Below are 10,582 nucleotides of genomic sequence, written 5' to 3'. Positions count from 1 at the left end.
TATTAAACTTTACCTTTTCTTAACCTTTGTTTTAATTTCTATTAAGTATATAGAATCGATTATTACTAGAATTACTGTAAGGAGGAGATTATGACAAGGTGAAAAAGCAAGAAGTGAAAATAGGTAGAGCAATACCGACGCGTTTAAATATTTTATTTCTTTGTGTATTTTTATTATTTTCTACAATGATTGTAAGGTTAGGTAAAGTGCAAATTGTCGATGGAGAGACTTATAAAAATGAAGTAGAAAAAAGAGAAAATGCAACTGTGAGTCTTTCCGTCCCACGTGGAAAAATATTTGATCGAGAAGGGAATCCAGTTGTTGATAATACATCTTTACGTACAATCACGTATACAAAGATGAAAGGCGTAAAATCAGAAGATATTTTAAAAACGGCAAGACAACTTGCAGACATAATTGAAATGCCACAAGAAGATATAGTTAAGTTAACTGAGACAGATATGAAGGATTTTTGGATGCAATTAAATCCGAAACTTGCTGAAAATCTAGTATCTAAAAAAGAAATAGATACATTTAGAGAGAAGGATATAAGCGGCAAGAAGCTAGATAAAAAAATTGAAGAGTTAAAAAGAAAACGAGTTACAGATAAAAATCTTCAGGAATTAACAGATAAAGATATAAAAGTGTTAGCTATTAAAAGTAAGATGACTTCAGGTTATCAAATGGCTCCTCAAATTATTAAAAAAGATGTTAGTGAAAAGGAATTTACTATAATTAGTGAAGGTTTAGCGAATTTCCCAGGTGTAGACGTATCTATTGATTGGGAGAGAGTGTATGTAAATGATGGATTATTCCGATCCGTTCTTGGAAATGTTTCTAATGCCGATGAAGGATTACCGAGTGAACGATTAGATTACTATTTGGTACGTGATTATAGTCGAAATGATAGGGTTGGAAAAAGTTATATCGAGCAGCAATACGAAGATGTACTTCATGGTACAAAAAAAGAAGTAAGAAGCGTTGCTGATAAACAAGGGAATACAATTAGAACCGAAACAGTTTCTGAGGGAAAGAGCGGGAAGAACTTAACTTTAACAATAGATATGAAATTGCAGAAAAAAGTAGAAGAAAGTATTGAAAAAATATTAAAGGCATATAAAGGCTCGGAATCCATGTTGGACCGTGCTTTCGTTGTAATGATGAATCCGAAAAACGGACAAGTCTTATCAATGGCTGGGAAAAGACTTGTAGAAAAAGACGGAAAAACAGAAGTTGAAGACTATGCATTAGGCACAATGACTAGTTCATACGAGCTGGGGTCAACAGTTAAAGGTGCGACAGTTTTAACTGGATTTGAAACGAAAGCTATAACACCAGGTACTTATTTTTATGATGCACCTATGAAGTTTAAAGGTACTAAGGAGAAGAAGTCTTGGAAAGAATTTGGAAATATTGACGATTTAAGAGCGTTACAAGTTTCTTCAAACGTTTATATGTTTAATACAGCATTAAAAATCGCAGGTGTGGATTATGTGAAAAATAGTTCATTAAATATTAAACAGGAATACTTTGATAAAATGAGATATTATTTCAGGCAATTTGGATTAGGTGTTCCAACAGGCATCGATTTACCGAATGAAACAGCTGGACAAATTGGTAAAAAAGATAACCAACCAGGTTTCTTATTAGACTACTCAATTGGCCAGTATGACACGTATACACCGCTTCAGCTTGTACAGTATATTTCAACAATTGCAAACGGTGGATATCGAATGAAGCCACAGATTGTTCAAGAGGTTAGAGAGCAAACCGCTCAAAAAGATGAGATTGGTAAAGTGGTGCATTCAGTAGAACCAATCGTTTTAAATAAAATAGATATGAAAGAGGAATATATAAATCAAGTAAAGGAAGGATTTAGAAGAGTTTTCCAAGAAGGTGATGGGACTGGAGTAAAGACATTCCAAAAAGCACCGTATAAACCAGCGGGAAAAACAGGGACAGCACAGACAGTATACGGTGGAGAAAGTGATATTGGAAGAAATGAAAAAGGTGAGCGAAGAGAATGTTATAATTTAACATTAGCAGGATATGCGCCATATGATAATCCAGAAATAGCATTCTCTGTAGTTGTGCCATGGGTTATTAATGATAAATCTGGTATTAACTCTGATATTGGAAAAGAAATATTAGATGCTTATTTCGAATTGAAAAATAAGTGATTGACTGGAGAAACGATAAAAATAGATAGTTCTAAAGAGGATTAAAACATATGAAATGTTATAGAAACTAGATGCATTTTCATATAGGGATAGATTCAAAATGGGTGATAGTGAGGAATAAAATTATGCTATCAATTATTCACATTTTATAAATTAAATCATATATTGATAGCATAGGACAAGCTGAAAAGCTTTTTCTAACCTCACAGAACACTCCTTATCACGGTTAGGCATCTACTTATGTAGATGCCTTTTTTAATTTATTAACTGACAATTATTTATCAATCTAAAGCAGTAAGTATATTAGGACTATTAGGGGAAGATTGACTGTAATAATTACAGTATGATTAATAAGAGCATTTAAATGTAAGGAGTGAGAAATAAGTGCTAAATATTTTAGTGGTTAACTTTCCGGCAGAGGGACATGTAAATCCTACATTAAGTTTAGTCAAAGCCTTTACTGAACGGGGGGATCACGTACATTATATTACAACAGAACACTTTAAAGGCAGAATTGAAGATTTGGGAGCTACCGTTTATACCCATCCAGATTTATTAAAGGAGATTTCTATTGATACTGAAACTTCATATGGGTTGAATTCTTTCTTTCATGTACATGTTCAAACTTCTTTATATATATTAGAAATTACGAAAAAATTATATGAAAGCATAAATTTTGATTTCGTAATTTATGATATATTTGGTGCTGGAGAGTTAGTAAAGGAGTATTTACAAATTCCAGGTGTAGTTTCTTCTCCTATATTTTTAATTCCTCCAGAAATTTTAGAGACTTTACCTTTTCATCCAAATGCAGAAATACAATTCCAACCCGATGAGCTTTCCGGCCAATTACTATATCAAATGGAACATAAATTTGGCGTAAAGCCTAAAAATAATCTTCAATTTATGCATAATAAGGGAGATATTTCTCTCGTGTACACAAGTCGTTATTTTCAACCTAATAGCGATTCATTCGGAGAAAATAACATTTTTATTGGGCCGAGTATTTCAAAGCGTAAAACAAATGTAGAGTTTCCACTTGAATTGCTTAAAGATAAGAAAGTGATTTACATTTCAATGGGAACACTACTTGAAGGACTCGAACCATTCTTTAATACATGTATTGATGCTTTCTCAGATTTTGATGGGTTAGTTATAATGACAATTGGTGATAGAAATGATCGTTCTAAAATTAAAAAAGCGCCAAATAATTTTATAATTTCTTCATACGTACCCCAATCAGAAATATTAAGTGAAGCAGATGTTTTTATTACACATGGCGGTATGAATAGCGTTCACGATGCCATTTATTTTAATGTCCCATTTGTCATAATTCCACATGATAAAGATCAGCCAATGATAGCACAAAGATTAACTGAGCTTGAAGCAGCACATTGGTTATTGAAAGAACATGTTAATATGCAAACTTTGAAAGAAGCAGTAACAGATGTACTTTCAAATGAAAAGTATAAACATGGTATACGAAAACTTAACGATAGTTTTTTAGAATGTGGGGGTTCCAAAAAAGCAATTGCAGTTATTGAATCTCTTTTAAATAAATAGTGTCAACAATATACAAGCATAGAGGTTCAATCTTTATGCTTGTATATTATTATCCCGCAAACTGCACAGCAGTATTTGCGTGTAAAAAAGCAGTATCAAAAACAGGTACAGTAAGGTCGTTTTGGGAAATAAGCAAAGGAATTTCAGTACATCCTAGTAATATTCCTTCTGCGCCATTTTGAATTAATGATTTTGTAATTTGTAATAGTTTTTCTTTTGATGTTTCTGAAATAATTCCTTTACTTAATTCATTTAAAATAACATGATGAATAAAATTTCTTTCCTCTTTATTTGGGATGATTGTCTCAATGTTATAATTTGCTAGACGTGATTTATAGAAGTCTTGTTCCATCGTTTGTTTCGTACCCAATAGTCCAATACGCTGTATATTCTGTTCTACCATTTCTTTAGCACTTACATCACCAATGTGAAGAAGCGGGATGGATATTGCACTTTCTACTTCTTCAGCAAATAAATGGACCGTATTGGAACACATTAATAAAAATTCAGCTCCAGATTTTTCAACCTTTTTTGCAACTGTGACTAATTCGTTTTTCACTTCTTCATACTGATGATTTTGTAATAAAGTAGTTACCTCATCAAAGTCCATGCTATATAAAACAAGCTTTGCATTTTGATCATATTGAGAGAGTGTAAGTGTATTAATATGTTTATAGTATAACGATGTAGATTCCCAACTTAGTCCACCAATTAAACCAATTACTTTCATCGTACATTCCTCCCGTAACTATTTTGAATTTATTATTTCATAATTCCGATAAGAATACAATGATTTAAATGTACCGTTAAATAAAAAATAAAAATAATTAGAAAAGTATTGAAATTTATACTTCTTAGTGCCATAATACGAATTACAAATTAATACTTATCCAGAGAGGTGGAGGGAACGGCCCTATGAAACCTCAGCAACCCCTATGTACATTTATAGGAAGGTGCTAATTCCGCAGAGAACACGATGTGTTTTTTGGAAGATAAGAGGATTCTTGAACGTGAAAGAAAATGACCTCTTATGTAAGAGGTCATTTTTTGTTGTATAGAAAGGAAGTGTCGATGCATAATTCATTTTCAAAATAAATATAGAGTAATAAAAGTTGACTAATATGAGAGGGGAATTGAAATGAACAAATTATCAACAAAATTAGTAGTAGCAATTGGAATTGGATCGGCTTTATACGGGATATTAGGACTTTGGGGGTTTTCTATTGCACCAAATACATTTATTAAACCTGCATTAGCTATATTAACTGTTTTTGGAGCTTTATTTGGTCCAGTGGCAGGACTATTAATAGGACTTATCGGTCATACCGTAACAGATACAATCGCTGGATGGGGTATTTGGTGGGGGTGGGTTATTAGTTCAGGAATTATCGGCCTTGCAATGGGTCTCATTCAAAAACGAGTTGGCTTTAGTGTGAAAAACGGGACGTATAATAAGGGTGATATTTCTAATTTAGCCATTACTGGGTTAATTGGTATTGTCATTGCAATTATATTTGCTGGGGCATTCGATATTATTGTGATGGGAGAACCGTTTGACAAAATTGTTATACAAGTATTAGGAGCAACAATTGCTGATGTTATTGTGTTTTTAGTTCTTGGATTGCCAATTACAATTGGTTTAGCGAAATCTAATAAGAAACATACACATTTAAAAATTGAAAAGTAGGGATGTTAACATGCAACCAATTATTTCTTTTGAACAATTCAGCTTTCAATATGAACATGCAGCACAGCCTACTGTAAAAGACATTACGTTTCATATATATCCTGGAGAAAAAGTACTAGTTGCTGGACGTAGTGGTTCAGGGAAGTCAACGTTAGCTCATTGTATGAATGGGCTAATCCCATTTTCTTATGAAGGGACTAGTACTGGTACTATTTTAATTGACGGAAAAGATCCGAGGAAAGGAAGTGTTTTTGAACAGAGTAAACAGGTTGGAACAATTTTGCAAGATCAAGATGCACAATTTATTGGTCTTACAGTAGAAGAAGATGTAGCTTTTTATTTAGAAAACGAATGTGTAAATCAAGTTGATATGAAAAAGATTGTTTCGGATTCATTAAAAAAGGTGAAGATGCATACTTTTCATAAACAAAGTCCACATGAATTATCAGGAGGGCAAAAACAAACTGTTTCTCTAGCAGGTCTGTTAACAACAAATGCTGATATATTATTGTTCGATGAACCGTTAGCAAATTTAGATCCGCTAAGCGCCATACATACAATACAACTAATTAAAGATATACATAAACAATATAATAAAACAATTGTAATTATTGAACATCGAATAGAAGAAATGTTAAACCTGGATTTAGATAAAATCATTTTAATTGATGAAGGTGAAATTGTTGCGATTGGGACACCTGAAAAGATTTTAGCGTCAAATATATTACCATCTATAGGCTTAAGAGAACCTATGTATATAGAAGTATTAAAGAGATTACATTTTGATAGTAATAATGACGTAATATACCCACTTGAAAATCTTCATAGGGAAAGTGTTAGTAGCGTAATAAATGAGTGGATGGAGAAGCAAGTTTTTTGTAAAGACACTCCTACAAAAAAAGAATTATTGAAAGTAGAGAACTTGTCATTCTCATATTCTAATAAACAAAAAGTATTAGATAATGTGAATTTCTCTATATATAAAGGGGAAATAGTAGCACTTTTAGGCCATAATGGAGCTGGAAAATCAACATTAGCTCATAGTCTTATAGGGATAAACAAAACAAAGAATGATAGGATTTTAATTGATGGAGTAAATATTAATTCTTGGTCTATTCGTAAACGCGGTGAGGTTATATCTTATGTGATGCAAAATCCTAATCATATGATTACTCAACCTACTGTTATGGAAGAGGTTTCGTTTTCATTAAAATTAAAAAAAATTTCAAAGGAAGAAATTAAGCTTAGAGCGGAAGAAGCGTTAAAAGTTTGTGGTTTGTATCCATTTCGAAATTGGCCAATTCAGGCGTTAAGTTATGGACAAAAAAAGAGATTAACGATTGCATCTGTACTAACAACAAATCCGAAACTTATCATATTAGATGAACCGACAGCGGGACAAGATTATTATCATTATAAACAATTTATGTCGTTTATTAGAAAATTAGCTGCAAAGAGAATATCGTTTATTTTGATCACACACGATATGAATCTCGCATTGGAATATACAGACAGAGCGATAGTTTTACATGAAGGGAAAATTATTGCGAATAATACCGCTTCTATTGTGTTAGGGCATCCAGAAACGTTACAAAGAGCGAATCTAAGGGAAAGTTCATTATTCAAACTAGTTAAATTTAGTGGGATTGCATATCCCGAAAGGTTTATAGAACTTTATTTTGATGTTAAGAGGAGGGAGGAAGGTGTATAGTACATATTTTCATCGCATGGATGGAGCAGTAAAATTGTTGTTATTTATTTTTTGTATGACGCTTACTTTTTTATTTTTTGATTTTCGTGTATTGCTAGTTGTATTTTTGATTGGATGTATCGGACTTTTAGTTGCCAAAATTCCATTTCGTAAAATTTTTATTGTTTTTAGTGTTATATTCACATTTAGTTTATTAAATTCTGTCATGATTTTATTTATTACACCAACCCATGGATCTGAATTAACCGAATCCTATACTTCGTTTGTGCATATTGGGTATGCAACAATTACGTATGAAACATTATTTTATGCAGCTACACTGTCATTAAAATATTTTACTTTATTACCATTCACACTTATTTTTATTTATACGACTGATTCAAGCGAATTCGTGAGTAGCTTAAGTAAATTTCGTATTCATTATAAGATTACATATGCAATAAATATTGCATTACGTTATATACCTGATATTCAGTCCGAATATAAAGTTATTAAACATGCGCAAGAGGCGAGAGGAGTAGCTTTTGAAAAAGGAGAAGCCAGTTTATGGATTCGCATGAAAAACCGTGTCTTAATTTTCTGGCCTTTAATTATTCATTCTCTAGAGAGAATCGATACGGTTTCAAACGCAATGGATTTAAGGGGATTTGGAAAGAAAGATACACGTACGTGGTTTTATACAAAGAAAGCAAAAAGTAGGGATTTCTTTGCTTTCTTTGTAGGTGTTTTTATTTTAATTGCTGCAGTATATTTAAAATTACATGTATTTCAAAACTTTTGGTATCCATTTTAAAGCACTCTCAAATGAGTGCTTTTACTTATTTTTATATAGACATGCTCAAAAAAGGGATATTTACATAATGTATAATACGAACCAGTTAAAATGATCAACTACCTATTAGTTTTCAAACCAAAAGGAGGAGAAAATATGAGTTACGGTGGTTCTTGTGGTTTTGGTGGAGGTTTCGCTTTATTAGTTGTGTTATTTATTTTGTTAATTATCGTTGGATGCAGCTGCTGGGGCGGAGGGTACTAATTTCTAATTAGTCTCCACAAATGTAAACTAAAAAAACATAAAAGATACTTATGTATCGAAACAAATAAAAAAGGAGCAATTATGCTCCTTTTTTATTTGTTCTCATATGAGTTCTGATTACATTTTGGGAATGTAATTGTCAAAGTGGTACCTTTATTAACAACGCTTCGGATTTTTAAACTACCTTGCATCGTTTCAATAATCTTAACAGCAACCATTGTACCTAAACCTGTACCTTTCGTTTTTGTACTAAAATACGGTTCGCCAAATCGATTTATTTGCTCTTGTGACAAACCAATTCCGCTATCTTCAATTCGTATTATAACTTTATTATTACTAATAGATGAGGAGATATTTAAAGTGCCACCATTAGGCATTGCTTCAATACCATTTTTTATTAAGTTTAAAAAACATTGCTGAAAGTGCTGTTTATTTCCAACTATTGTTGCCGTAGAGAAATCTTTTGTAATATGTATTGTATTCATATTACATAAAGGTAAGATCATATTAATAACTCGATTTAACTCTTGTTCTACTGAAATCTCATCTAATTTTTCTGAAGCAGGTTTGGCAAACGTTAAATAATCATCAATTATTCCTTGGGCACGATGTAATTCTTCAAGTATATGCTTAATATACTCGTCTCTTGATTCTGGAGTTAAATTTGGTGTTTTTAAAAGTTGAGTAAATCCTTTTACAACAGTTAAGGGATTTCTTACTTCGTGCGATATACTGGCAGCTAGTTGACTGACAATTTCCATTTTTTCCATTTTAATTAACTTCGATCGCATACATACTGCATCTTTTAAAACTTCATTAAAATAAACTACAAACAACATTAAAGTAGTTGGTAATATTATGAAATAAATAATGTACAAATTATTCACTTCAAAATCTGATAAAGTTAATACAATTACAGTTGTAAATATTCCTAGAAAAAATGTTAAAAACATTGTATAAGCTACTTTGATTTTTTTATTATACGTATTAAATTTTGCGGATGCGAATGCTGTAATGATAAACATTGTGCCATAAACTAGTATTGTTAACATACTAAATCCATAAAATGAAAATCTTGTAATTAATAAAATAGCAAACAATATGATACCGACAGGGAAGCCACCATAAAGTGTACCTATTATAACTGGTATTTGTCTTAAATCATGAATGCAATTTTCATCCATATAGATAGGATAGCGCATACATAAAATAAGAGGGATACTCGTACAAAGTATAATAAGTAATTTTTTATATTTCTTCAAATAGTGCCCGCTATCATATATAAAATAAAAAATAAAGATACTAATTAAAATGTAAAGAAGATTATTTAATACGTTTTGATTAATATAAACAAAGTCCATAATATTTGCCTCATTATTTTGAATTTCCTTTTCATATATATTATACATGATTATAGTAGAAACTTTATGCTTTTAATACTATAAGTTTATATCTTTTCAGCATTTACCACTTTTAGCCATTCTTCATAAAATTCTTCAATTGATGCATATCGTTCAGTTCGGTTTTCATTTACAGCGCGATACGCTATTTCATATAAATCCCTACTTGCTTCCCATTTTGTAAAGGAGCGATCTATTCCACCCCCTAAAATTACGAAAGCCATTGCACCTATATTAAATACATTTGTTTTTGCATCAATCATAGCGTTTAGCTCAAATTCTTCAGGAGACATAAAACGCGAGGAACCCCATAATCTTCCCATTTTATTCACAAATGGTTTTTTAGAATATAAATCAATATCACAAATTTTTGTCTCATTTGTATGAAAATCATATAAAATACTACCGTCATAAAAATCTATCGCTACATAGTTTTTCTTTTCGACATATGTATGGAAAGAAAAAATGGAATTTAAGGATTGAATTCGTTTCATAACAGGTAAATGCTTAAATTTATAAAATGGAGAGTTTGGATTATTATATTTCTCAGGAGGCGGGAAACTCCAGTGCGAATGAAGACATTCACCATCAAACCAATCGAAAATCAATACATATCCAGATTGAACTGGAAAATGTTCAATTAGTTTTATAAGCGAGTCATGCTTTAATTCCTCGTATAGGGAAACTGAATTTCTTAACCGTTTAATAGCGTCTTTCATTGTTCCTTCATATGCAATTGTTTGTGCCCCTGCGTATTTAATGAATTTCTTATGCCCATTTTTTTCTACACCAAAACTTACATTACCTGAATCTTGCTGGTCAAAAACTGCAAATACGGTTCCTAATTTCAATAACCAATCAAAATTGTGATGTTCTTTTAATTGGAATGTTATTTGATTCAACTGAATTTCAACCGGTTTAGCTTCCATAATATACCTCGCATTTATTATAATTAAGTTGTATATTTCAGTATTCGACATATTTTGTTAAAATCCTATGTTAATT

9 protein-coding genes and 1 riboswitch are annotated in these 10,582 nt (G+C 31.5%); of the genes, 6 read left to right on the top strand and 3 right to left on the bottom strand.

Features of this window, described 5'->3' with window-relative positions; translation table 11 throughout:
• Positions 1–98: 98 nt before the first annotated feature.
• Together DN390_RS30050 and DN390_RS30045 are read left to right on the top strand one after the other, a co-directional pair.
• A complete protein-coding gene (locus DN390_RS30050; RefSeq protein WP_147809318.1) occupies positions 99–2,180 on the top strand; it encodes a peptidoglycan D,D-transpeptidase FtsI family protein in 2,082 nt (693 codons plus the stop codon).
• A gap of 384 nt (positions 2,181–2,564) precedes the next feature.
• Positions 2,565–3,743, top strand: coding sequence for a macrolide family glycosyltransferase (locus tag DN390_RS30045; RefSeq protein WP_147809317.1), 1,179 nt, complete (start codon positions 2,565–2,567; stop codon positions 3,741–3,743).
• A gap of 49 nt (positions 3,744–3,792) precedes the next feature.
• On the opposite strand, the gene DN390_RS30040 is transcribed toward DN390_RS30045, so the two are convergent.
• Positions 3,793–4,473, bottom strand: coding sequence for an aspartate/glutamate racemase family protein (locus tag DN390_RS30040; RefSeq protein ID WP_147809316.1), 681 nt, complete (start codon positions 4,471–4,473; stop codon positions 3,793–3,795).
• 153 nt (positions 4,474–4,626) lie between these two features.
• Positions 4,627–4,742, top strand: a riboswitch (SAM riboswitch).
• Between the two features lie 139 nt (positions 4,743–4,881).
• Between DN390_RS30040 and DN390_RS30035 the strand changes: the two genes are divergently transcribed.
• The 4 genes from DN390_RS30035 to DN390_RS30020 all read left to right on the top strand — a co-directional run bounded on the left by DN390_RS30035 (position 4,882) and on the right by DN390_RS30020 (position 8,177).
• Positions 4,882–5,430, top strand: coding sequence for an ECF-type riboflavin transporter substrate-binding protein (locus DN390_RS30035; RefSeq protein WP_147809315.1), 549 nt, complete (start codon positions 4,882–4,884; stop codon positions 5,428–5,430).
• 10 nt (positions 5,431–5,440) lie between these two features.
• Entirely contained in the window at positions 5,441–7,141 is a 1,701-nt protein-coding gene (locus DN390_RS30030; protein ID WP_147809314.1) for an ABC transporter ATP-binding protein, read from the top strand.
• Positions 7,134–7,934, top strand: a complete 801-nt coding sequence (locus DN390_RS30025; RefSeq protein WP_147809313.1) for an energy-coupling factor transporter transmembrane component T family protein — start codon at positions 7,134–7,136, stop codon at positions 7,932–7,934. The genes DN390_RS30030 and DN390_RS30025 overlap by 8 nt, the downstream gene beginning before the upstream one ends.
• Before the next feature lie 135 nt (positions 7,935–8,069).
• Positions 8,070–8,177: a YjcZ family sporulation protein gene (locus DN390_RS30020; protein ID WP_000120182.1), complete on the top strand. Its 108-nt coding sequence runs from the start codon at positions 8,070–8,072 to the stop codon at positions 8,175–8,177.
• A gap of 92 nt (positions 8,178–8,269) precedes the next feature.
• On the opposite strand, the gene DN390_RS30015 is transcribed toward DN390_RS30020, so the two are convergent.
• A complete protein-coding gene (locus DN390_RS30015) occupies positions 8,270–9,538 on the bottom strand; it encodes a sensor histidine kinase (RefSeq protein WP_147809312.1) in 1,269 nt (422 codons plus the stop codon).
• 86 nt (positions 9,539–9,624) lie between these two features.
• Entirely contained in the window at positions 9,625–10,506 is an 882-nt protein-coding gene (locus tag DN390_RS30010) for a protein kinase domain-containing protein (RefSeq protein WP_147809311.1), read from the bottom strand.
• Positions 10,507–10,582: the final 76 nt, after the last annotated feature.

The organism is Bacillus sp. SH7-1, from assembly GCF_008042405.1.
In the GTDB taxonomy this organism is placed as follows: Bacteria; Bacillota; Bacilli; order Bacillales; family Bacillaceae_G; genus Bacillus_A; species Bacillus_A thuringiensis_N.
Note: the sequence above shows the minus strand (reverse complement) of the source record. Positions and strands in the feature narration are given on the sequence as shown.

Excerpts from the sequence above, each read along its gene's own strand:
- DN390_RS30040 (WP_147809316.1), bottom strand. The coding sequence starts at position 4,473 with ATGAAAGTAATTGGTTTAATTGGTGGACTAAGTTGGGAATCTACATCG.
- DN390_RS30035 (WP_147809315.1), top strand. The coding sequence starts at position 4,882 with ATGAACAAATTATCAACAAAATTAGTAGTAGCAATTGGAATTGGATCG.
- DN390_RS30030 (WP_147809314.1), top strand. The coding sequence starts at position 5,441 with ATGCAACCAATTATTTCTTTTGAACAATTCAGCTTTCAATATGAACAT.
- DN390_RS30020 (WP_000120182.1), top strand. The coding sequence starts at position 8,070 with ATGAGTTACGGTGGTTCTTGTGGTTTTGGTGGAGGTTTCGCTTTATTA.
- DN390_RS30015 (WP_147809312.1), bottom strand. The coding sequence starts at position 9,538 with ATGGACTTTGTTTATATTAATCAAAACGTATTAAATAATCTTCTTTAC.
- DN390_RS30010 (WP_147809311.1), bottom strand. The coding sequence starts at position 10,506 with ATGGAAGCTAAACCGGTTGAAATTCAGTTGAATCAAATAACATTCCAA.